At 64.8% G+C, this 22,904-nt stretch carries 18 protein-coding genes; 5 read left to right on the top strand and 13 right to left on the bottom strand.

Going from position 1 to position 22,904, the window contains the following annotated elements; translation table 11 throughout:
- Positions 1-1,209, bottom strand: a 1,209-nt coding sequence (gene hutF / locus V6M52_RS04150; RefSeq protein WP_332699756.1) for a formimidoylglutamate deiminase, incomplete at its 3' end; no start/stop codon positions are given.
- A gap of 110 nt (positions 1,210-1,319) precedes the next feature.
- On the opposite strand from hutF, the gene hutC reads away from it, so the two are divergent.
- From hutC to V6M52_RS04130, 4 genes are all read left to right on the top strand, one after another.
- Positions 1,320-2,108, top strand: coding sequence for a histidine utilization repressor (gene hutC / locus V6M52_RS04145; protein ID WP_332699747.1), 789 nt, complete (start codon positions 1,320-1,322; stop codon positions 2,106-2,108).
- 87 nt (positions 2,109-2,195) lie between these two features.
- On the top strand, positions 2,196-3,869 hold the full coding sequence (gene hutU / locus V6M52_RS04140; protein WP_332699744.1) for a urocanate hydratase: 1,674 nt from the start codon (positions 2,196-2,198) through the stop codon (positions 3,867-3,869).
- Positions 3,869-4,471 (top strand): HutD/Ves family protein, encoded by a 603-nt coding sequence (locus V6M52_RS04135; RefSeq protein ID WP_332699741.1) that lies wholly within the window; start codon positions 3,869-3,871, stop codon positions 4,469-4,471. The genes hutU and V6M52_RS04135 overlap by 1 nt, the downstream gene beginning before the upstream one ends.
- Positions 4,472-4,669: 198 nt before the next feature.
- Positions 4,670-6,988: a putative bifunctional diguanylate cyclase/phosphodiesterase gene (locus V6M52_RS04130; RefSeq protein ID WP_332693325.1), complete on the top strand. Its 2,319-nt coding sequence runs from the start codon at positions 4,670-4,672 to the stop codon at positions 6,986-6,988.
- Positions 6,989-7,023: 35 nt separating this feature from the next.
- Here V6M52_RS04130 and V6M52_RS04125 read toward each other — a convergent pair whose 3' ends face one another.
- Genes V6M52_RS04125 through V6M52_RS04115 form a run of 3 tightly spaced genes read right to left on the bottom strand, consistent with a single transcriptional unit; the run spans position 7,024 to position 10,029 of the window.
- Positions 7,024-7,818: an ABC transporter ATP-binding protein gene (locus tag V6M52_RS04125; RefSeq protein WP_332699738.1), complete on the bottom strand. Its 795-nt coding sequence runs from the start codon at positions 7,816-7,818 to the stop codon at positions 7,024-7,026.
- Positions 7,812-8,879: a FecCD family ABC transporter permease gene (locus V6M52_RS04120; RefSeq protein WP_332699735.1), complete on the bottom strand. Its 1,068-nt coding sequence runs from the start codon at positions 8,877-8,879 to the stop codon at positions 7,812-7,814. Before V6M52_RS04120 ends, V6M52_RS04125 begins: the two co-directional genes overlap by 7 nt.
- A gap of 4 nt (positions 8,880-8,883) precedes the next feature.
- Positions 8,884-10,029: an ABC transporter substrate-binding protein gene (locus V6M52_RS04115; RefSeq protein WP_332699732.1), complete on the bottom strand. Its 1,146-nt coding sequence runs from the start codon at positions 10,027-10,029 to the stop codon at positions 8,884-8,886.
- Positions 10,030-10,114: 85 nt separating this feature from the next.
- Here V6M52_RS04115 and V6M52_RS04110 point away from each other — a divergent pair, with 85 nt between their 5' ends.
- Entirely contained in the window at positions 10,115-10,930 is an 816-nt protein-coding gene (locus V6M52_RS04110) for a methyltransferase domain-containing protein (protein ID WP_442881808.1), read from the top strand.
- An 81-nt stretch (positions 10,931-11,011) separates the two neighbouring features.
- On the opposite strand, the gene V6M52_RS04105 is transcribed toward V6M52_RS04110, so the two are convergent.
- The 9 genes from V6M52_RS04105 to V6M52_RS04065 all read right to left on the bottom strand — a co-directional run.
- Positions 11,012-11,467, bottom strand: coding sequence for an Lrp/AsnC family transcriptional regulator (locus V6M52_RS04105; RefSeq protein WP_332693340.1), 456 nt, complete (start codon positions 11,465-11,467; stop codon positions 11,012-11,014).
- Positions 11,468-11,475: 8 nt separating this feature from the next.
- Positions 11,476-12,405 (bottom strand): electron transfer flavoprotein subunit alpha/FixB family protein, encoded by a 930-nt coding sequence (locus tag V6M52_RS04100; protein ID WP_332693343.1) that lies wholly within the window; start codon positions 12,403-12,405, stop codon positions 11,476-11,478.
- A 17-nt stretch (positions 12,406-12,422) separates the two neighbouring features.
- Positions 12,423-13,169 carry an electron transfer flavoprotein subunit beta/FixA family protein gene (locus V6M52_RS04095; RefSeq protein WP_332699729.1) on the bottom strand — a complete coding sequence of 249 codons (747 nt, stop codon included), beginning with the start codon at positions 13,167-13,169 and terminating at the stop codon, positions 12,423-12,425.
- Between the two features lie 10 nt (positions 13,170-13,179).
- Complete coding sequence (locus tag V6M52_RS04090) at positions 13,180-13,965, bottom strand: crotonase/enoyl-CoA hydratase family protein (protein WP_332699726.1); 786 nt, start codon at positions 13,963-13,965, stop codon at positions 13,180-13,182.
- Positions 13,965-14,822, bottom strand: coding sequence for a hydroxymethylglutaryl-CoA lyase (locus V6M52_RS04085; protein ID WP_332699723.1), 858 nt, complete (start codon positions 14,820-14,822; stop codon positions 13,965-13,967). The genes V6M52_RS04090 and V6M52_RS04085 overlap by 1 nt, the downstream gene beginning before the upstream one ends.
- A gap of 2 nt (positions 14,823-14,824) precedes the next feature.
- Positions 14,825-16,792 carry an acetyl/propionyl/methylcrotonyl-CoA carboxylase subunit alpha gene (locus tag V6M52_RS04080; RefSeq protein ID WP_332699750.1) on the bottom strand — a complete coding sequence of 656 codons (1,968 nt, stop codon included), beginning with the start codon at positions 16,790-16,792 and terminating at the stop codon, positions 14,825-14,827.
- A 2-nt stretch (positions 16,793-16,794) separates the two neighbouring features.
- The gene (locus V6M52_RS04075; protein WP_332699720.1) at positions 16,795-18,402 is read right to left on the bottom strand and encodes a carboxyl transferase domain-containing protein; all 1,608 of its coding nucleotides are present in this window, start codon (positions 18,400-18,402) and stop codon (positions 16,795-16,797) included.
- A 1-nt stretch (position 18,403) separates the two neighbouring features.
- Complete coding sequence (locus V6M52_RS04070; protein ID WP_332699716.1) at positions 18,404-19,567, bottom strand: isovaleryl-CoA dehydrogenase; 1,164 nt, start codon at positions 19,565-19,567, stop codon at positions 18,404-18,406.
- 12 nt (positions 19,568-19,579) lie between these two features.
- On the bottom strand, positions 19,580-22,904 hold a 3,325-nt coding region (locus V6M52_RS04065), incomplete at its 5' end, for an indolepyruvate ferredoxin oxidoreductase family protein (protein WP_332699713.1).

Genomic DNA, 22,904 nt, shown 5'->3' with positions numbered 1-22,904 from the left:
GATGAATGGATCGGCGCCGTCGAGCACCACGAGGTCGGCCGCGGCGCCGACCTGCAGGCCGCTGACTGCCCGTCCCAGGGCCTGCGCACCACCGGCCAGTGCCGTATCGAACAGATCCCGGCCATTGGACCGGCCCGGACCATTCACCAGCCGCACCCGGCGCTCGTCGCGCAGGCGCTGTCCGTATTCGAGCAGGCGCAATTCTTCGCTGGGGCTGGTCGAGACATGGCTATCCGAGCCGATGCCGAACCGCCCGCCCAGGCCGCGATAGGTTATGGCCGGGAAAATCCCGTCGCCCAAACTGGCCTCGGTGGTCGGGCAGAGGCCCGCCACCGCGCCGCTCGCTGCCAGTCGCCGCACTTCGTCGTCATTGGCATGGGTGGCGTGGATCAGGCACCAGCGCGCATCGACCGGCATCTCATCGAGGAGCCATGCGAGCGGGCGCCGTCTGGACCAGGCGAGGCTGGCATCGACCTCAGCCTGCTGTTCGGCGACGTGGATGTGGATCGGACCCTCACCCGGCGCGGCGTCCAGGATGGCGCGCATCTCCTCGGGCGTTGCGGCGCGCAGCGAGTGGAAGGCATAGCCCAGCGTCGCTCCAGCGGCGACCGCCTGGGGATGCAGCGCCTCTATCAAGGCGAGGAAGTCGTCGATGCCATGGATGAAGCGGCGCTGGCCCTCGGTGGGTGCCACGCCGCCGAAATTGGCATGGGCGTAAAACACCGGCAGCAGCGTCATGCCGATGCCGCTGGCTGTGGCGGCGGCCAGGATGCGTCCGCTCATCTCGGTGCGGTCGGCATAGGGCGCGCCGGACTGGTCATGATGGAGGTAGTGGAACTCGCCGACCCGGCCATAGCCGCATTTGAGCATGTCGATATACAGTCGGGTCGCGATCACCTCGACATCGTCGGGCGAAAGCGCGCCGACCATGCGATACATGGTGTCGCGCCAGGTCCAGAAACTGTCGTCGCCATGACCCGAGACTTCGGCTAGGCCTGCCATGGCGCGCTGGAAGGCGTGCGAATGCAGATTGGCTAGCGGCGGAAGCACGGGCCCAGCCGCGACGACGTCACCGATCTGTGTGGCGGCGTCCGTTTCGATGGCGATTATGGTGCCGTCCGGCCCGACCGATATCGCGACATCGGTTGCCCACCCGCTGCCGAGCAGGGCCTGTGAAGCGAAGATGCGGAGAGCGGCGCGCCCGGCCATGACCATCTGCCTGTCATTGGTTGTATAGGGAACCATAGATAATTAATGCTGGTGTGCAAGCGAAAAATGTCAAAAACTGTGCAAATGCAGATTCTGCGGAAAGTGGCGGCATGAACAAGACGGTTGGTGGTCAGGTGCTCAAAGCGGGGCAGGGTGCATTTGGCGCCGATGCATTGCAGGCCTCGGATGCCGGCCCGCTTTATGTCGCCGTCAAGCAACTCATCCATGAGCGTATCGACAGCGGCGTCTGGCCGCCGAACTTCCGCGTGCCCTCGGAAAACGAGCTGGTCAGCGAGCTCGGCGTGAGCCGGATGACGGCCAACCGGGCCCTGCGCGAACTCGCCAATGAGGGGATCATAAAGCGTGTCCAGGGCGTCGGCTCGTTCGTGGCCGAGCGCAAGGGTGGCACGGCCCTGTTCGAGGTCCGCAATATCGCCGACGAAATCCGCAAGCGCGGCCATACCCATACCGCCGAGATCATTCGCATGCAGCGCGACGCCGCCGCGCCTGAGATTTCGGATGCTCTGGGGATCGGCATCGGCGAGGTGGTGTTTCACTCGATCATCGTGCATTTCGAGAATGGCGTGCCCGCCCAGGTCGAAGACCGCTACGTCAATCCCGGCGTGGCACCCGACTATGCCGATCAGGACTTCACCCAGACCACGCCCTATGCCTATCTCACCGCCGTCGCCCCGCTGTCGCAGGCCGAGCATGTGGTCGAGGCCGTGCTGCCCCAGGCCTGGGAGGCTAAACTGCTGGCCATTTCGCCTGCCGATCCATGTCTCCTGATCCGCCGCCGCACCTGGTCGGCGGCGCGCTGCGTTACCGCGGTCCGGCTGCTCTACCCCGGCGCCCGCTACCGCATGGAGGGTTTCTTCAACACGCAGTCGCGCGGCTGACCTGTCGCGAGTGCCGTCATTTTGCCGGTTGCCAATGCTGTAGAGTTTGATAACTTACATATACAACTCTATACATGTGGAGCCGCCATGCTGAGCAACAGCCGTTATCGGGACGTCGAAATCCGTGCGCCGCGCGGCACGGTCCTCTCCGCCAAGTCCTGGCTGACCGAAGCGCCGCTGCGCATGCTGATGAACAATCTCGATCCGGACGTGGCCGAGAATCCCAAGGAGCTGGTGGTCTATGGCGGCATCGGCCGCGCCGCGCGCGATTGGGATGCCTATGACCGGATCGTCCACACGCTGCGACGCCTCGAAGGCGACGAAACGCTGCTGGTGCAGTCCGGCAAGCCGGTCGGCGTGTTCAAGACCCATGCCGATGCGCCGCGGGTGCTGATCGCCAATTCCAACCTAGTGCCGCATTGGGCGACCTGGGAGCATTTCAACGAACTCGATCGGCTCGGCCTGATGATGTACGGCCAGATGACCGCTGGCTCCTGGATTTATATCGGCTCCCAGGGCATCGTGCAGGGCACCTACGAGACCTTTGTCGAGGCCGGGCGCAAGCACTATGGCGGCGACCTCGGCGGCCGCTGGGTTCTCACCGCCGGCCTTGGCGGCATGGGTGGGGCGCAGCCTCTTGCCGCGACCATGGCCGGGGCGGCGTGCCTGGCCATCGAATGCCAGCAGCAGTCGATCGATTTCCGCTTGCGCACCCGCTATGTCGACGTGCAGGCCCGCGACCTCGACGAGGCACTCGCCATGATCGCCGATGCCGTTGCCAACCGGAAGGCGATCTCTATCGCGCTGCTCGGCAATGCCGCCGAAATCCTGCCCGAAATGGTGCGACGCGGCGTCCGCCCGGACATGGTTACCGACCAGACCTCGGCGCACGATCCGCTCAACGGTTATCTCCCCATCGGCTGGAGCTGGCCCGAATATCGCGAACGCGCCGCCAGTGATCCGGCGGGAACGGTCTCCGCCGCCAAGCAGTCGATGGCCGTGCATGTCCGGGCCATGCTCGCCTTCCACGAAGCCGGCGTTCCCACCTTCGATTATGGCAACAATATCCGGCAGATGGCCAAGGAAGAGGGCGTCATCAATGCCTTCGATTTCCCCGGCTTCGTGCCCGCCTACATCCGCCCGCTGTTCTGCCGGGGCATTGGCCCCTTCCGCTGGGCGGCTTTGTCGGGCAATCCTGATGACATCGCCAAGACCGATGCCAAGGTCAAGGAGCTGATTCCGGACGATCCGCACCTGCACAACTGGCTCGACATGGCGCGCGAGCGCATCGCCTTCCAGGGTCTGCCGGCCCGCATATGCTGGGTCGGGCTTGGCGATCGCCACCGGCTGGGCCTGGCTTTCAACGAAATGGTCGCCAATGGCGAGCTCGAAGCGCCGGTCGTCATCGGCCGCGACCATCTCGATTCCGGTTCGGTGACCTCACCAAATCGCGAAACCGAGGCGATGAAGGATGGCTCGGACGCGATCTCGGACTGGTCGCTGCTCAATGCCCTGCTCAACACCGCCAGCGGCGCCACATGGGTGTCGCTGCATCATGGCGGCGGCGTCGGCATGGGCTTTTCGCAGCATGCAGGCATGGTGATCTGCGCCGATGGGACGCCGGAGGCGGCCAAGCGCATCGCGCGGGTGCTCTGGAACGACCCCGCGACCGGGGTGATGCGTCACGCCGATGCGGGCTACGAGATCGCTCAGGATTGGGCCCGCCAGAAAGGCCTCGACCTGCCGTCGCTGGCGCCCTGATGCGTATCGCGCTGCTCGGCCCGGGCGACTTCCGCGCCATGCCCTGGCGCAATGGCCTGGGCACCACAATCGAGATGGCGCGCGAAGACGACCCCGCCGGCGCCATGCTTTGGCGTGTCTCGACCGCAGACGTCGTCGAGGCGGGGGCGTTTTCGCTGTTCCCGGGCATCGACCGCATCCTGACCCTGATCGAGGGGCCGGGCTTTGATCTCGATTTTTCCGACCATGGCCGGGTCGCGCCGGTCCAGCCCTTGCGGCCCGTGCAGTTTTCCGGCGACTGGACGACGCGCGCCGAAGCCGTTCGCGGCCCCTCTCGCGATCTCAATGTAATGACGATGCGCGGCAAGGCGTCGGCGATGGTGCACATTCACCGGGACGCGTCGTCGACCGCCGCTCTTGGCGATCGGAGCTTGTTTCTCTGTCTCGCCGGGCATCCCATCCTCACCGTGGCTGATGCAGCTTGCCCGCTTGAACCGGGCCGAATTGCGGTGGTCTCCGGCGCTGCCGGAAGCGCCGGCGCACTATCGGCGGAGGGCACGGTCATCCAGATCGACGTAACATTCTCGTCCGATCCGGTACGCCCCACGAGCAACGGCCCGTGACCGGTCCTGTTGTTCCGGGCGGTTGGCGACGTCTCGTTTCTGCTAGACGTCCACACTTGGCCCGACGCAGGGGCATCGTCACCCCCCGACCTCTCTAGACGCTGCTGCGCCCGCTCAGTTGGCGTGCGAACCCAGGCGGTGACACCTCCTTTACCTGGTCAGGCTAAGACTGAGAAACTTCGGCGATAGGAAATCACCGTGCGTTCCTGGTTCTGGGCAGTCTTTGGCATGCTGACCGTTGCTGGCATGACCATGCTTGGAGGGTTGGGTGCATTCAACTCCCTTGATCGTCTGCTGCAGGATAGCCGTTTCGCCCTCGCGGGACGATCGACGACGGGCAGCGTCGTCGTGGTGTCCATTGACAGTCCAAGTCTGGCGGAAGTCGGCGTCTGGCCTTGGCCAAGGCAGCTTCATGCCGATGCATTGAACACCCTGCTGGATATGGGCGCTGCGGAGATTGCGTTCGACATAGATTTCAGCAGTGCCAGCAACCCGGCCGACGACCAGGCATTGGCTGATGCGCTTGAGCGGGCCGGCGGCTTTGCGTGGTTGGGTGCATTCGAGCAGATGGTTGGCGAGCAGAATTTTGTGTCGCTCCCGTTGGACAGATTTTTGGCCTATGCCGGCCCGGCGGCGGTCAATGTCATCCTGGGTCGGGATGGGCTGGCGACCCGCATCGTCGCGGAGCTGGCAACGGCGGGTGGCACAGTTCCGGCGCTGTCCGCGATACTGGCCGGGCGCAATGACCTGACAGAGACCGCGCCGGGCATTGATTTCGGTATCCGTGCGGACGCGATCGACCAGATATCGTTCATCGACCTGCTGCGAGGACGCATCCCGGACGAGCGGATTCGTGACAAGCGCGTGGTCATTGGGGCGACCGCGGTGGAACTGCGCGACATTTTCGCGGTCCCCCGCTACGGTTTGCTGACTGGGCCGGTGCTTCAGGCGCTGGCGACCGAGACACTGTTGCAACGCCGCGAATTGCATATGTTGGGCTGGGCGCCGGCCGCCGGCATAGCTGCTGCGCTGGCATTTGCCTTCGCCCTGGTCCGCAGACGCCGGTTGCTGCCCATGCTTGTGGCGACCGGCGTGGCCGTGTCCGTCGGAGCCGAGATTGTCGCACTGGTGGCCTATGCAAGTTCCGGCTGGCTTGTCGACACAGCAATGCTGCATGTGACAATAGGCGCTCTGCTGGCTCTCGAATTGGTCCACGTCGCGCAAGACGAAACCAGCCGCCGCGGCATCGCGCAGCAGCGCCTTTCCTACCTGGCGACCCACGAGCAGGTGACGGACGCGCTGTCGCGGGTCGGGCTCATCGAGACTGCGGGGATGGATCCCGCGGTCAACACTGTGATCCTGATTGCCGTTCACAGACTGGACCAAGTGCGTGCGACTCTCGGGGGCGATGTGGCCGATGGCGCTCTGGCGGCGGTTGCCCAACGTTTGCGCCACACTGGGGGCGCGCAACTTGCCTATATTGCGGAGGACATATTCTGCCTTCGTTTCCCCCGTGAATGTGATGATTCCGAGGTCGACGAGCATTGTCGAGACATCGAAATGGCAATCGGCGGGGTACTGCAAACAGGGGGACATCCTGTACGGATCGCGTTCGGCTTTGCCTTTGCCCGGGGTACCTTCAGGCAGGGCGCGCTGCTCCGTGATGCGGAAGCGGCACTGATGCACGGGCAGCGCTCGGGTCTGCTGGTTGCCGGTTTCGCTGCAGGCCAGGCAGAGGCGCTGCAGCATCGCCGCCGCCTTAGTGTCGACTTTCATCAAGCAATCGACCGCGGCGAGCTGCGCCTGGTTTATCAGCCGCAGTACGACCTGCGCAGCAGCGCCGTGGTTGGCGTCGAAGCGTTGATGCGTTGGAACCATATGGAACTGGGTGCAGTCTCACCTGGCGAGTTCATCCCGCTGGCCGAAGAGTCGGGCGACATGATCCGTCTCGGGCGCTGGGCGCTGCTGACCGCTTGTCGGGATGCTATGCGCTGGAATTGGTCCGGCCGAGTTGCGGTCAACGTTTCGCCGAGCCAAATGCAGAACACCGATCTGATCGCTGACATCGAGCACGCACTTGCTACCTCGGGTCTCGTTGCGACCCGGCTGGAGATCGAACTGACCGAGGGCACGGTGCTGCGGGACGTGGCGGCAGCGCAGGAGTTGGCGCGATCCCTGCGTCAGCGCGGCATCGGATTGTCGCTGGACGACTTTGGCACCGGCTATTCCGCCCTTAGCCATCTCACCACGCTGCCGTTCGACACGATCAAGATCGACCAGAGTTTCGTCAGGCGCATGGACCAGACACCTGCTGATCGTGCCCTGCTGGAATCCATCATCGCAATGGGACAAAGTCTGAGGAAAACCGTGCTGGCCGAGGGCATCGAAACTGCTGAACAATTGCAGGCCTTGCTCGCAGCAGGATGCGACATAGGCCAAGGATATCACCTTGGGCGACCGATGGAGGCGTCCGATATCGCCCAAATCCTCAACGCCAGAAAGGCCAGCAGCCGCTAGCGCCTCTGGCCCTCAATTGCTTGTCCACGCGGGGTTCATGCCGCCTTTCTTACGCCCCCGGCGGATTGAGCCTCAGGCCCGGCAACACTGTCGACGATGATCTGCAAATGACCACGTGAGCATGGCTCGATACGCGCGTCGATCCGATAGACGTCGCGCAGCAATTGCGCGGTGATGACCTCGCTTGTCGGCCCGACGCCCTTCAGACTGCCGCGCTCAATGACAATCGCCTTGTCGGCAAAGCGCATGGCCTGGTTGAGGTCATGAATGGCGATGAAGACAATCATGCCGCGGTCGCGGGCGACCTGCTGCATGAAGGCCAGAACCTCCATCTGCCGATGCAGATCCAGCGCGCTGGTCGGCTCGTCCATGAGCAACACGTCGGGCTCGCGCACCAGGGTCTGAGCGATGCTCACCAATTGACGCTGGCCGCCGCTCAGTTCGCCAAGATTGCGGAAAGCGATGTCGGCGATATCGATCGCGGTCATCACACCATCGATCAGTACCAGGTCTTCGTCGCTTACAGACCAGCCGGTGCCCTGCTTGCGGGCGAGGAGGATGGATTCATAGACCGTCAGCACCGCATTGGCCGACGTATCCTGCGGCATGTAGCTGATGGCGCGCTTGCCTTTGCTCGATCCCTCGACCTGCACCGCGCCGGGGCCAGGCAACAGACCGGCCATGCGCTTGAACAGGGTCGACTTACCGGCGGCATTGGGGCCGATCACCGCCACGATCTCGCCCGAGGAGAAGTGAGGCGTGCTCACCCCCTCGACCGTCAGGCGACGCCCGTAATAGGCACCGATATTGTCCAGCGCGATGGTTACCATGACCGCCTCACATTGGAGAGAATGAGCGAGAAGAAGAAGGGGACACCCACCAGGGCCGTGATGATGCCGATGGGAAAGACCACGCCGGGCAGGATGGACTTGGAGACCACTGAGGTGACCGACAGCAGTAGCGCACCGGCCAGGATCGAGGTCGGCAGAAAGAAGCGCTGGTCTTCGCCCACCAGCATGCGCGCGACATGGGGCCCGACCAGCCCGACAAAGCCGATAGTACCCACGAAGCTGACGGGCACGGCCGCAAGTAAGGCCACGATGAGCATGGATTCGAGCCGAATGGCGCGGACATTCACCCCGAAGCTGGCGGCCTTGTCCTCACCCAGCCGGATGGCCGTGAGTGCCCAGGCGTGACGCGCGAACATGGGAATGGCAAAGACCACGACCGCCAGGGTGATCCAGATCTTCTCCCAAGTGGCCTTGGTGAGGCTGCCCATGGTCCAGAATACGACGCTCTGCAGCGCCTGCTCGGACGCCAGATATTGCAGGAATGCCAGCAGGGCATTGAAGGTGAAGACCAGCGCGATCCCCAGCAGCACCACGGTCTGCACCGTTACGCCGCGTGCCTGGGAAATGAAATGAATGATCAGGGTCGCCACCAGCGCCATGACGAAGGCATTGAGCGGCACCATGAAGTTGGTGGCGAGCGGAACGATGGAGACACCCATCACGATCGCCAGGGCGGCGCCGAAGCTGGCGGCGGCCGATATGCCGAGGGTGAAGGGGCTGGCCAGCGGGTTGGCCAGGATGGTCTGCATCTGGGCCCCGGCAAGCGACAGCGCCGCGCCAGTGATGATGGCCATCAGTGCCATGGGCATCCTAATGTCCCAGACCACCACCCTGACCTGGTCGGTGACGCTGCCGGGCGTGACGATTGCGGCAATGACGTCGGTTACCGCATATCGGGCGGGGCCCCAGGCGATGTCGACGGTGAAGCTGAGCGCCAGCGCAATGGTGAAGCCGACGATGATCAGGATGCGCCGCCAGGCCAGGGCGCGGTAGAAACCGCGCCCCTCCTGAGCAACAGCATCGGCAGTTGCCGGTGCCATCGGCCTATTCCTCGTTCAGCGCCAGCCAGTAGCCGGGCTCGTAAGGCACGGGCAGGAAGCGCTCGTGGAACTCACGGAAGGTCGCTTCCGGATCGAGGTCGGCAAACAGCTCGGGATGGAACCACTTGGCCATCTGCTGGATGGGGGCAAACTGGTAAGGGCTGGCATAGAACTGGTGCCAGATGGCATAGACCTTGCCGTCATTGACGGCCTTGACGTCGGTAAAGGCGGGCTGCTCCATCAGCGCTGACAGGGCCTGATTGCTCTGATCGGCGGAGCTGGCTGCGTTCGGACCCACATTGACATAGGAGGGGCCATCGGCGCTGGTCGAGGGTGAATTGGTCCAGTCCGAACCGGTCACCACGATTATCTCTGGATTGGATGCAATCACCTGTTCGGGATTGATCGTGCCGGTATAACCGGGCAGGAATTCCGCACCCAGATTGATGCCGCCGGCCAGTTCGACCATCTTGCCGTAATTGTCAGTGCCGAAGCTGCCGCAGCAATCGCCCAGACCGGCCGCCCGATACATGAAGACCACGGGCTTTTCTGGGTTTTCCCTGGCCAATACATCGGTGACACGAGCTGTCTGCTCGTCCCAAAAGTCGATGATCTCCTGGGCGCGTTCGCTCTTGTCGAAAAGCTGGCCGAGCACGCGCAGGCTGGGCTCGGTATTGTCGAGGATGTGTTCGCGGAAGTCGACATAGACCAGCTTCACGCCAACCTGGTCGAGCATCTCTTCAAGCTTGACCTCGTCCGCTGCCGCCTTAGAGCCGATGGTCAGGATCATCACGTCGGGCGCCAGATCAACCACGGTTTCAGTCTGCAGCGTGCCGTCGGTGAGGTTGCCCAGGAATGGAATCTCGGCGGCCTCCGGGAAGGCGGCGATGTAGTTGTTGAAGCCGGTCAGGTCGGTTGTGTTGAGATCGTTGCGCCAGGCGACGACATGGGCGAACGGGTTTTCCGTTTCAATGGCGGCCAGTGCGTAGACCAGCCGACCTTCGCCCAGAATGACCCGCTCCACCGGACCCTCGAAGGCGACCTCGCGCCCAGCCACATCGGTGACCGTAAAGGGATCGGCAAAGCTGGCGACAGGCAAGAAGAGGACGGTCCCGGCCAAGGCGGCCAGGGCAGTGTTGCGAATGGACATGCCACGCACTCCGGTGTTGAAAGACAACTCGCAGTATGAAATATGACAAATGGAATCAAGAATTATCTTTTAGAGCGATTCCAACATGTTGGCATGGCAACGGGGTATCTACATGAGTGAGTTGAGCAATTATTCCATCCGCGACGAAATCCGCGAGTTCTGGTCAGAGCGCGCTGCGACCTTCGACCAGAGCGTTGGTCACGAAGTTTTCAGCCAAGCCGAGCGGCGCGGTTGGCATCGCCTCATCCGCAAGCATCTTGGAGAGGGGCAGAAGCGTCCCCTGCTCGATCTGGCCTGCGGCACGGCCGTCATTTCCCACCTGATGAACGATATGGGTTTTCAGGTGACAGGCCTGGATTGGTCGGACGCCATGCTGGCACAGGCGCGTGCCAAGGCGGCCAAGCGCGGCACCGATATTCGCTTCATCATCCGGGATGCTGAAAACACCAGTGAACCGGACGAAAGCTACGACGCCATCACCAATCGCCACCTGGTGTGGACATTGGTGGATGTGCCCGCGGCCTTTGCGGAATGGCACCGCGTACTCAAGCCGGGTGGCAAGCTTCTGATCGTTGATGGCAATATGGGCAGGCCCAGCTGGGTGTCCCTGCTCCATGGTGCCGTGGACCGTGCACTGGGGCTTCCGCCGGCCAAGGGGCATATGGAACCGGCACTTGCCGAGCGGCATCGCCGTATTCGCGAACAGGTGTATTTCAACGACGGCATGCCAGCAGAGGCAGTCGTGGAATTGCTACAAATGGCCGGATTCGTGGATATCGTCGTCGACCGAAATCTCTGGGACATCCACCTGGCGCAGGCGCGGAAAATGCCGTTCTGGCGCGCCGCGGAGCGGCTTGCATCCGAACGCTTTGCTATTTGTGCCACCAAGCGCGGGAGCTGATGTTCGAGGGGGCCGCGACGGCGGCCCCATTTGGCGACGTGTGGTAAATCCAGCCACGCCGAGGTTCGGGTTACCGTCCGATCAAACCGGCAGCACCGTGACGTTCTTGACCTCGCGCAACGCGAAGCTGGAATTGACGAAGGCAACGCTGGGCAGGTGCAGCAGCGAGCGCTTGACGAACTCCTCGTAATGCTTGACGTCGCGCGACACCACCCGCAGCATGTAGTCGTGCTCGCCGGACATCGAATAGCACTGCACCACGAATGGGAGCCGCATCACCTCGGCCTCGAAGGCGTTGAGCGCATCCTCGTCATGGTGATTGAGTTTGACGAAGCAGATCACCGAGACATCCAGCTCCACCTTCGCGGGATCAAGCAGCAGGGCCCGCCCGCGGATAACGCCCTGCGCCTCCATCAGTTTGATGCGCCGCCAGCATGGGGTATGGCTGAGCCCCACTCGCTCGCCCAACTCGGTCATGGCAATGTCGGGCTCCTGCTGCAGCACCCGCAGGATCTTGAGATCAATGGCGTCGACCATGCGGTCCTCTAGAGTTTGGCCGTCAGCTCCGGCACCAGTGTGAAGATGTCGCCCACCAGGCCATAGTCGGCCAGTGCGAAGATCGGCGCGCTGGGGTCTGAGTTGATCGCAACGATCACCTTGGCCGCCTTGATACCCGCTACATGTTGGATAGCCCCCGAAATACCGCAGGCAATATAGAGGTCCGGCGCCACGATCTTGCCGGTCTGCCCCACCTGGAGATCGTTGGCCGCGTAGCCTGCATCCACCGCCGCGCGCGAGGCGCCCAGCGCCGCGTTGAGCTTGTGCGCTAGCGGCCCCAGCAGCGCGTCGAACTGCTCCTTGCTGCCCAGCGCCCGCCCGCCCGACACCACGACCCGCGCGGCGCCCAGCTCCGGCCGGTCGCTGACCGCCTTGCGCGTCTCGATATGCCGCGTGCGGCCGCTCCATTCCGGCACCGCTACGGCCTCAAGGGGCGCACTCCCACCCTCCGCCGCGGGCTCGAATACCGGTGTACGGATGGTCAGTACGGTCTTGTCGTCGGTGGCCTCCACCGTCTGGACGGCATTGCCGGCATAGATCGGCCGCTTGAACACACGCGGTCCCTCGACCGCGATCACGTCGGACACCTGCATCACATCGAGCAGCGCCGCCACCCGCGGCATCGTGCTCTTGCCGGTGCTCGAAGCGGCGGCGGCAATGACCTCATACTCGCCCGCGAGCGACACGATGAGCGCCGCCAACGGCTCGGCCAGCTGATGCTCGAGGGTTGGTCCATCGGCATGGAGCACCTTACCCACGCCCCCGATACGAGAGGCTGAAGCGGCGATCTCACTGACGCCGCTCCCCGCCACCAGCACATGAACCGTATCGCCGAGCGCCGTCAGCGCGCCGACCGCTCGCGCCGTATCGGGCGAGATGCGCACCCCATCATGTTCGGCCAGCACAAGAACAGTCACGCGTGACACTCCCTTCGTTACAATAGGGCCTGCGCCCGTAGCCTGTCGATCAGCTCATCCACCGATGCCACGATGATGCCGGCCTTGCGCGCCGGCGGCTCCTCGGTGCGCAGCACCTTGAGCCGCGGCGTCATCTCAACGCCCAGCGCCCCAGGGTCGGTCTGATCGAGCGGTTTGCTCCGCGCCTTGAGGATATTGGGCAAGCTAACGAAGCGCGGCTGGTTGAGCCGCAGGTCGGCGCTGACGACCGCGGGCAGCGTCAGCTCCAGCGTCTGCGTGCCGCCATCAACCTCGCGAACCACCCGGACTGTGTCGCCATCGATGGACACCTCAGAGGCAAAGGTGGCTTGTGGCCAGTCGAGCAGCGCTGCCAGCATCTGGCCTGTCTGGTTGGCGTCGTCGTCGATCGCTTGCTTGCCCAGCAGCACCAGGTCCGCGCCCTGGTCGCGCGCCAGCCGGGCCAGAATCCTGGCGACAGCCAGCGGCTCGGGTGCGACCTCGGTCGCGACCAGGATGGCCCGCGTCGCCCCCATTGCCAGCGCCGTGCGCAATACGTCCTGCGCCACTGCAGGCCCGATGGTCACCGCCACCACTTCGCTGGCCGTGCCGGCCTCTATCAGCCGCACCGCCTCCTCAAGCGCAATCTCGTCGAACGGGTTCATCGACATCTTCACATTGGCCAGGTCGACCCCCAATCCGTCAGGCTTGACCCGGATGCGGACATTGAAGTCGACCACCCGCTTGACCGGCACCAGGATTTTCATGGTTGTCTCCTCACAACGCCCAGCCGGGCTTGCGCTTGTCGAAGAACGCGGCCAGGCCCTCGCGGGCTTCCTCAGTTTCCCAGACGTCTGCCAACGCGGTCACGCTTGCCTCGATCACCGCTGCGTCGATCCGCGGGCCTAGCCGCCGCGCGAGTGTTTTGGCCGCGCTCACCGCGCCCGGCGCCGCCGCTAAGTAGGGCACCACCTCGGCTTCCACCGCCGCGTCGAGTTGCCCCGGGGCAATTGTCCGCGCCACGATGCCCAGCGCCATCGCCTCGGCCGCATCGAATATGCGAGCGGACATGAACACCCGGCGCGCCATGGCCTCGCCCAGTCGCGCTATCACATAGGGGCCGATGGTCGCCGGGATCAGCCCCAGTCGCGTCTCGGTCAACCCGAACCGCGCAGTGTCGGCCGCCAGTGCCACGTCGCACACGCATAGAAGTCCCACGCCACCGCCATAGGCCGCGCCCTGCGCCTTGCCGATCAGCGGCTTTGGCAAGGTATTGAGGGCGTTCAGCATTTCGGCCAGCAAACGGGCCTGGGCGATGCGCTCCATGCGGCTAGCTGTCATCTGTTGCCGCATCCAGTCGAGGTCGCCACCGGCGCAGAAACTGGCTCCGGCTCCGGTCAGCACCACCACACGCACCGCGCTATCTGCCGCCAGCATGCTGGCGGTTTGCTGCAGTTCCGCGATCATGGTGGCGTCGAGGGCGTTGTGCCGCTGAGGTCGGTTGAGCGTCAGCGTCGCGACGCCGCGATTGTCGACTTCTAACAGCAGGGTGGAGGATGCCATCAGTTCACCTCGCGCAGGCCGCGAGCGAAGCGCGCCGCGGCGGCTAGTCTAGTCGCATCGAGCCCGGTGTCGAAACCGCGATCATGCAGCATTTCGGCGACCGCCTCGGTCGCCACATTGCCACTGGCCCCCGGCGCGAACGGACAACCGCCCAGCCCGCCGGCCGAGGCATCGAACGTGGTGATACCCCGATCGAGACAGACCTCGATATTGTCGAGTGCCCGGCCTCGCGTGTCATGGAAATGCCCGGCGAGCCGCGCGGCTGGCGCCACTGCCAGCACCGCGTCGAGCATGGCAGCGGTCGTCGCGGGCACCGCCGAGCCGATCGTGTCGCCGAGCGAGACTTCGTAGCACCCCATCGCCAGCAGCGCCTCGGTGACCCTGGCCACGCTGGCCGGTGGCGTCGGTCCGTCATAGGGGCAATCGGTGACGCAGGAGACATAGCCGCGCACCGGCAGACCGTCGGCTTCGGCCGCTACAAGAACCGGGCGGAAGCGCTCCAGGCTCTCGGCAATAGTGGCGTTGATGTTGGCGCGGGAGAAGCCTTCGGATGCCGAGGCGAAGACGGCGACCTCGTTGGCCCGCGCCGCCCTGGCCGCTTCGTAGCCGCGCATATTGGGTGTCAGTGCCGCATAGACCACGCCGGGCCTGCGCGCGATGCCGGCCAGAACCTCGGCGCCGTCGGCCATCTGCGGTACTAGCTTGGGCGACACGAAGCTCGCGACCTCGATCCGGCTGTGGCCGCAGTCGGAGAGCAGGTCAACCAGCCTGATTTTATCCTCTGTCGCAATCAGCCGCTGCTGGCTTTGCAACCCGTCCCGCGGACCAACCTCGTAGATGGTGACGCGATCGGCCATGCTCACGCCTCCGGCGTGAGGTTGAGCAGCACGGCGCCCTGGTCCACCTGGTCGCCTACATTCACCAGCACGTCTGCCACCTGACCGGTGCGGGGCGCGCGCAGCGTGTATTCCATCTTCATCGCCTCAACGACCAGCAGCGCCTCACCGGGGCCCACACGTTGACCCGGAGCCGCCAGCACGGCGCGGACCGCGCCTGGCATAGGCGATATCACATGATCGGCCGTGCTCGCGTCCTCTGCCTCGCCGTCGAGCGGGTCGTGCAGTTGGACGGTGAAGGCTGCCCCATGGGTGAAGATAGTGATGGCGTTGCCGACGCGCACGGCCTCGGCATCGGTGACCACGCCGTCGAGGCTCAACCGACCCGGCGAGGGTAGGGTGACGCGGAAGCGGCGGCCGCGCGCCTCGATTTCATAGCTGCCCGGCATCAGCGTCACCGCTACCGGCAGCGCTGTATCGCCATGCAGCGTTACCTGATGGCTCGCCTTGCCCCAGGCCCGCCGGCCATCCCGAGCGCCCCAGGGATCGGGGTCCGGTTTGCCCGGCAATTGCAGCGCGGTCAGCGCCGCCAGTGCCACGGCAACGTCCGGAAGATCTGGGGGAGCCACGAGAGCCTCCTGCTTGCGGGCGATGAGCCCGGTGTCGACATCGCCGCTGGCGAGGTCCGCGTCGGCGGTCAAGGCGGCGAGGAAAGCCAGATTGGTCACCGTGCCGGCTACCTGGCACCGGGCCAGCGCGCCGCGCAGCCGGTTCAGGGCGGCCGCGCGGTCCGGCCCATGCACGATGAGCTTGGCAATCAATGGGTCATAGTGGGTGGTGATGGCGTCGCCCTGGCGTACGCCGCTGTCGACGCGCACCGCCGCCTGCGTCTCCGGCAGACGCAGGTGACCTAGCGTGCCGGGCGCAGGCAAAAAGTCCCTGGCGGCATCCTCGGCATAGATACGGGCCTCGAAGGCCCAGCCATCGATCGTGAGATCGTGCTGGCCGAACGGGAGCCCCTCGCCTGCGGCCACGCGCAGCTGCAGTTCCACCAGGTCCAACCCGGTGATGAACTCGGTCACCGGATGCTCCACCTGCAGCCGCGTGTTCATTTCCATGAAGTAGAAGCGGTCCGGCCGTAGCCCGTCTCTGGCGTCGACGATGAATTCGACCGTGCCGGCGCCGGAATAGCCGATGGCCTTTGCCGCCCGCACAGCCGCGGCCCCCATCGCCTCCCGCATCTCGGCGGTCATGCCCGGCGCTGGCGCTTCCTCGATGACCTTCTGGTGCCGCCGCTGCAGCGAGCAGTCACGCTCGAACAGGTGCACCACATTGCCGTGGCTGTCGCCAAACACCTGTACCTCGATATGGCGCGGGTGCGCGACATAGGTCTCGATCAGGCAGTGGCTATCCCCGAAACTCGCCAGTCCCTCGCGCTGCGCCCCCGCCAGCGCTTCGGCGAAGTCGCGCGGGTCATCCACCCGCCGCATGCCCTTGCCGCCGCCGCCGGCCCGGGCCTTGATCAACACCGGATAGCCGATCCGCTCAGCCTCCGCTGCCAGCACGCCGACGTCCTGGCTGGCGCCATGGTAGCCGGGGACGACCGGCACTCCGGCCTCCTGCATCAGCGCCTTGGCGGCATCCTTGAGCCCCATGGCGCGGATCGCCGCCGCGGAAGGTCCAATGAAGACTAGCCCGGCGGCCGCAACGGCCTCGGCGAAATCGGCATTCTCCGACAGGAAGCCATAGCCGGGATGAATCGCTTGCGCACCGCTGGCCAGCGCCGCCTCGATGACGGCATCGCCGCGCAGATAGCTCTGGCTCGCGGGAGCGGCGCCGATCCGGTGTGCCTCGTCCGCCAGCGCTACATGCAGCGCGCCAGCGTCAGCGTCCGAATAGACCGCCACGGTTCTGATGCCGAGGCGCTTCGCGGTGCGGATCACCCGACAGGCGATCTCGCCGCGATTGGCAATCAGGATTGTCTTGAACATCATCACATCCTGAACAGGCCGAACCGGGTCTCGCTGATCGGCGCATTGAGCGTCGCCGAAAGGCTGAGGCCAAGGATGTTGCGGGTCTGACGCGGATCGACGATGCCGTCGTCCCAGAGGCGCGCCGAGGCATAGAGCGGGTGGCTCTGGGCGTCGAACTGGGCGATGACCGGCGCCTTGAACGCGGCTTCCTCGTCCTCCGTCCAGCCCTTGCCCGATCGTTCGATACTCTCGCGCTTGACCGTTGCGAGAACGCCCGCCGCCTGCTCGCCACCCATGACCGAGATGCGCGAATTGGGCCAGGTCCAGAGGAAGCGCGGGCCATAGGCGCGCCCCGCCATGCCGTAATTGCCGGCGCCAAACGAGCCGCCAACCAGCATGGTGATCTTGGGCACCTGTGTCGTCGCCACCGCCGTCACCAGCTTGGCCCCGTCCTTGGCAATGCCGCCCGCTTCATAGCGCTTGCCCACCATGAAGCCGGTAATGTTCTGCAGGAACACCAGCGGAATTTTCCGCTGTGAGCACAGCTCGACAAAATGGGCGCCCTTGAGCGCGCTTTCGGAGAACAGCACGCCATTATTGGCCACGATGCCGACCGGCATGCCGTGGACATGGGCAAAGCCGCAGACCAGCGTGGTTCCATAGCGCGCCTTGAACTCGTCGAAGCGCGAGCCGTCCACGATGCGGGCGATGACCTCGCGGATATCATAGGGGGTACGAGGATCGGCCGGCACGATGCCGACAATCTCGTCCGGATCGTATAGCGGGTCCTCGGGCGTCTCCAATTGCTTCTGCACGCGCTTGCCGCCATTGAGGTTGGCGATCGCCCGCCGCGCCAGCGCGAGGGCATGGGCATCGTCGCGCGCCAGATGGTCGGCCACGCCAGAAAGGCGCGTGTGGACATCGCCGCCGCCCAGCTCCTCTGCGGTAACCACCTCGCCGGTCGCCGCGCGCACCAGCGGCGGCCCGGCCAGGAAGATCGTGCCCTGGTCCTTGACGATGATCGCCTCGTCCGACATTGCCGGCACATAGGCGCCACCGGCGGTGCACGACCCCATCACCACGGCGATCTGGGCGATGCCGCGGGCCGACATATTGGCCTGGTTGAAGAAGATGCGGCCGAAATGCTCCTTGTCGGGAAACACCTCGTCCTGGCTGGGCAGGTTGGCGCCTCCCGAATCCACCAGATAGACGCAGGGCAGCTCGTTCTCCGCGGCGATCTCCTGCGCCCGCAGGTGCTTCTTGACCGTCATTGGATAATAGGTGCCGCCCTTCACCGTGGCGTCGTTACACACCACCATAACTTCGCGACCCGCCACCCGACCGATGCCGGCAATGGCGCCCGCCGCGGGCGAGGCACCATTGTACATGCCGTGGGCGGCAAAGAGCCCGATTTCGAGAAAAGGCGAACCCGGATCGAGCAGGGCATCGATGCGCTGGCGTGGCAGGAGCTTGCCGCGCGCCACATGCCGGTCCCGCGCCGTCTGCCCGCCGCCCGCCAGGGCGGTCTCCGCCGCTGCGGCCACCTGGTCAAGCGCTGCCGCCATGGCTGCGGCATTGGCATCGAAACCCCCGCTGCGCCGGGTGATCGACGACTTGATGACCGCCATGTCAGCGCGCCTCTGCGAACAGTTCCCGTCCAATCAGCATACGCCGAATTTCTGAAGTGCCAGCCCCAATCTCGTAGAGCTTGGCGTCACGCAGCAAGCGCCCGGCAGGGTACTCGTTGATATAGCCGTTGCCGCCCAGTGTCTGGATGGCCTCGAGCGCCATGTGCGTCGCCTTCTCGGCCGAATAGAGGATGCAGCCGGCCGCGTCCTTGCGGGTCGTCTCGCCCCGGTCGCAGGCGGCGGCCACGGCGTAGACATAGGCCCGGCAGGCCGAGAATGTCGTATACATATCGGCCAGCTTGCCCTGCATCAGCTGGAACTCGCCGATCGCCTGGCCGAACTGCTTGCGCTCATGCACATAGGGGATCACCAGGTCCATGACCGCCGCCATGATGCCCAGCGGGCCGCCCGACAGCACCACCCGCTCATAGTCGAGCCCGCTCATCAACACCTTGGCGCCACCGCCCACGGAGCCCAGGACGTTCTCCTCGGGCACCTCGCAATCGGTGAACACGAGCTCGCAGGTATTGGAGCCGCGCATGCCCAGCTTGTCGAGCTTCTGCGCGGTGCTGAAGCCAGTAAAACCCTTCTCGATGACGAAGGCGGTGATCCCCTTTGGGCCCGCGTCTGGATCGGTCTTGGCGTAGACGATCAGTGTCTCGGCATCGGGGCCATTGGTGATCCACATCTTGGTGCCGTTGAGGACGTATCCGCCGCTTTTCTTGACCGCTGCGAGGCGCATCGCCACCACGTCCGAACCGGCACCCGGCTCGGACATCGCCAGGGCCCCGACATGCTCGCCCGAGCACAATTTGGGCAGATATTTCCGCTTCTGCTCGACCGTACCGTGCCGGTTGATCTGGTTGACGGCGAGATTGGAATGCGCCCCGTAGCTTAGCCCAATCGAGGCAGAGGCACGGGAAATCTCTTCTACGGCAACGACATGGGCGACGTATCCCATGCCCGACCCGCCATATTCGGGGTCCCCCGTTATGCCCAATAGGCCCATTTCCCCCAGCTCCGGCCAGAGGTCGCGGGCGAAAGTATTGGTCTGGTCGATCTCGGCCGCCCGCGGCGCCAGGCGCTGCTGGGCCCAGCGGCTGACCGTCGCCCGGATCGCCTCGATCTCCTCGCCCAGCCCAAAACTCATTCCGGTCGTGAACATGAATTTCCCCCGTTATTCGGCGGCCACTGCGGGCACCGGCGATGGCGATCGATAGGCGTTCAGAAGCTCGGCGGCCGCGGCCCTGACTTTCTCGGCAGCCTCAGCCTTGACCGGCCCGTAGCCGCGTACCTGGTCGTGAAGGCTGAGCAATTGCACCGCCTGCCTGGTCTTGCGCCCATCGAACCCAGCCAGAACCTGTTCGAGCAGGTCCTCGTATTCGCCGATCAGCGCCCGTTCGAGCTTGCGGTCATGACTGAACCCGAAGACATCGAAGGGAGTTCCGCGCAGGCGTCGCATGCTGGCCAGCAGCCGGAACACCGGCAGCATCCAGCGGCCGAACCTGCGCTTCTTCGGCCGGCCATTGGCGGCCTTGCCGGGCAGGAAGGGTGGGGTCAGGTTGAACTCAATCCGATAGTCACCGTCGAACTGCGCCTTGAGCCCGGCCAGGAATTCGGGACGGGTATAGAGCCGGGCCACCTCATACTCGTCCTTGTAGGCGAGGAGCCGTGCATAGGTGTTGGCCACGGCGCGGGCGACCTTCTCGCCGGCAAGGTTTCGCGCCCGCGCGACCACGTCACGATACTTCCGAGCCAGCGCCGCATCCTGATAGTCGGCCAGATGTTGCGCGCGGTGCGCAATCAGCTGGTCGAGGCTCATGTCATCGAGCACCGGCGGCCCGGCCGGCCCGTCGATCGCTGCGTGTACGGCCACGGGGTCGACAGCCACCCGCCTGCCCCAGTCGAAGGCGGCAAGGTTGGCATTGACCGCAACCTTGTTGAGCCGGATCGCTTCGGCAATGCTCTCGCGGCTGAGCGGCACCAGCCCCTTTTGCCAGGCATAGCCCAACATCAGGACGTTGGTGGCGACGGCGTTGCCGGCAACGGCCTCGGCGATGGCGGTAAAGTTGGTGAAATGCTCGTCGGATCGGAGCTGCCGGCGCAGCGTGGCCTCGACCTCCACCGTCTTGAAATCAAGGTCGCGGTTGCGCACGAAGTCGGCGATCGGCGCCAGATGAGTGTTGACCACGCCATGGGTGCGGGCCGGGTCGCACAATTGGGCGCCTTCCTTGGATACCGCCACGACATCGTCGGCGGCCAGGAGCAGGTCGGCACCGCCAGTGACGATGCGGGGGGAGCTCACATCCTCTGGCCTCGCCCCCAGCCGGATGTGGCTCAGCACCGCGCCGCCCTTTTGTGCCAGCCCGGCCATGTCGAGCACCATGGCGCCCTTGCCATCGACATGCGCCGCCATGCCCAGGAGTGCCCCGATGGTCAATACGCCACTGCCGCCCACGCCGGTAATGGCGATGTTCCAGGGCTTGGCCGTCAACTCCGGCACATCGGGGGCCGGCAATTGGCTTGCATCGAAGGCCGCCAGCGGTGCCCGTTTTTGCAGCGCGCCGCCATGTACGGTGACGAAAGACGGGCAGAACCCCTTGAGGCAGGAATAGTCCTTGTTGCAGCTCGATTGGTTGATCTTCCGCTTGCGACCAAACTCGGTTTCCAGCGGCTCAATCGAGATGCAGTTGGACTGCACCGAACAATCGCCGCATCCCTCGCAAACCGAGGGCTCGATATAGACGCGCTTGTCCGGCTCCACCGCGAGGCCGCGCTTGCGTCGTCTTCGCAGTTCAGCCGCGCAGGTCTGTTCGTAGACGATGGCCGAGCAACCGGGGGCCTCGCGAACCTCTTCCATCACAGCGTCGATGAAGTCGCGATGCTTGAGGATTACGCCCGGCGCCAGCTCGCTCGCATCATAGGCCTCGGGCTTGTCGGTGAGGAAATAGATCGGCTTGACGCCTTCCTGATAGAGCTGGTGGGTCACCCGCTGCGGCGTCAGGTGCTCGTCCACGCGCTGCCCGCCCGTCATGGCGACCGCGTCATTGTAGAGCAGCTTGTAGGTGACATTGGCACCCGACGAGACCGCCTGGCGGATGGCGAGAATACCCGAGTGAAAATACGTGCCGTCGCCAAGATTGACGAACATGTGCTTTTCGTCGGTGAAATGGCACATGCCGGTCCACGGCACGCCCTCCCCACCCATATGCGAGAAGGTTTCGGTCCGCCGGTCCATCCATTGCACCATGTAGTGGCAGCCAATGCCAGCCGCCGCGCGGCTGCCCTCGATCACCCGCGTGGATGTATTGTGGGGGCAGCCCGAGCAATAATATGGCGTGCGCAGCAGGGGCGCCACGTGGTGTTGAGTCAGCGCATGGCGCTTTTCGAGATAGTCCAGCTCCACCGCGATCTTCGCCTTGAGGCTGGCGTCGAAGCCGAACTGCAGGAGCCGTCCGGCGATGGCCCGCGCCACCGTGCCCACCGTCAGCATCTCCGATAGCGGCAGCACATGATGGTCCTTGTCATCCAGCTTGCCGATGATGCGCGGGCGCACATCGGCGCGCCAGTTGAAGAGCTGCTGCTTGATCTGGTTCTCGATGATCTCGCGGCGTTCCTCGACGATCAGCACCTCTTCCAGGCCTTCGGAAAAATGCCGAATACCCTCGGGCTCCAGTGGCCAGGGCATGCGCACCTTGTACAGCCGCAACCCGATCGCCTTGACCTCTTCCGGCCCGATCTCGAGTTCCTTGAGGGCCTGCAGCACGTCCTCATAGGCCTTGCCCGAGGCGACGATGCCGAACCGCGCATTGGGGGTATCGAGCACCACCTGGTCCACCTTGTTGGCGCGGGCGAAGGCGATGGCGGCGTAGCCTTTGTAATTCTGCAACCGATCGTCCTGCGCCATGGGTGGGTCGGGCCAGCGCAGGTTGAGGCCACCGGGCGGCATTTCGAAATCGGTAGGCAGCACGAACTGGCGCTGCTCGCCAGCGAGGTCCACCGAGGCCGTGGTTTCCACAGTGTCGGAGATGAACTTCATCCCCACCCAGCACCCTGAATAGCGGGACATGGCGACGCCGAGCAGCCCCATTTCGAGGAACTCGTGGATCGAGGAGGGGTAGAGCACCGGCATCAGCGCCGACATGAAGGCATGGTCGGACTGGTGCGGGATCGACGAAGACTTGGCCGCATGATCGTCGCCGGCAAAACAGAGGACGCCGCCATAGGCAGACGTGCCGGCGGCGTTTGCGTGCTTGAGCACGTCACCCGAGCGGTCCACGCCCGGCCCCTTGCCATACCAGAACCCAACAACGCCTTGCTTGCGGGCGCCTGGCGACAGATGCAGCTGCTGGGTGCCCCAGAGGGCGGCCGCTGCCAGGTCCTCGTTGACACCGACCTGGAAGTGAATGTCGAGCGGCTCGAGATACTCCCGGGCCGCTACGACCTGCTGGTCATAGCCGCCCAGAGGCGAGCCGCGATATCCCGAAATGAGTGCGCCGGTG

The sequence above is a fragment of the Devosia sp. genome (assembly GCF_036676215.1).
Lineage (GTDB): Bacteria > Pseudomonadota > Alphaproteobacteria > Rhizobiales > Devosiaceae > Devosia.
This window is presented reverse-complemented; position numbering and strand designations above follow the sequence as displayed.